The organism is Rathayibacter sp. AY1E8 (assembly GCF_002931415.1).
Classification (GTDB): Bacteria; Actinomycetota; Actinomycetes; order Actinomycetales; family Microbacteriaceae; genus Rathayibacter.
Window position 1 is genome coordinate 1 of record NZ_PSVI01000131.1, and the last position, 655, is coordinate 655.

The following is a 655-nucleotide window of genomic DNA, read 5'->3' on the forward strand; positions in this document are numbered from 1 at the left end:
AGGAGGAGAGAGGCTCACCAGCGCCGCGACTGCGGGCGATCGGCGACGCCAGGAGGAGAGAGCCTCACGAGCACCGCGGAGCGCAACCGGCGATCCGCGTCCCAGCGGATCGACGTGCGCGGAACGCACGACGCCCTGCAGAACGCACCCACCCTCCCCGGCCGACTGCGGGCGATCGACGACGCCAGGAGGAGAGAGCCTCACAAGCGCCGCGGAGCGCAACCGGTGGTCCGCGTCTCAGCGGATCGACGTGCGCGGAACGCAGGACGCTCTGCGAGACGCGACCACCCTCCCAGGCCGACTGCGGGCGATCGACGACGAAGGAGGAGAGAGCCTAGGAATGCTGCGGGAACCCGAGGTTGATGCCGCCGTGGGAGGGGTCGAGCCAGCGGCTGGTGATGGCCTTCTGCTGGGTGAAGAAGCGGACGCCTTCTGCTCCGTGGGCCTTGGTGTCGCCGAAGAGGGACGCCTTCCAGCCGCCGAAGGAGAACGTGGCGACGGGGACGGGGATGGGGACGTTGATGCCGATCATGCCGACCTCGACCTCGTTCTGGAAGCGGCGGGCCGCTCCTCCGTCGTTGGTGAAGATGGCCGTGCCGTTGCCGAACGCGCCGTTGTTGATCAGGGCGACGCCCTCCTCGTAGGAGGCGACGCG

General features: G+C 69.5%; 1 protein-coding gene. It reads right to left on the bottom strand.

What is annotated here, in order from left to right:
- Window positions 1–334: 334 nt before the first annotated feature.
- A partial coding sequence (locus C5C74_RS16960) for an aldehyde dehydrogenase family protein (protein WP_146083116.1) occupies window positions 335–655 on the bottom strand: 321 nt, incomplete at its 5' end.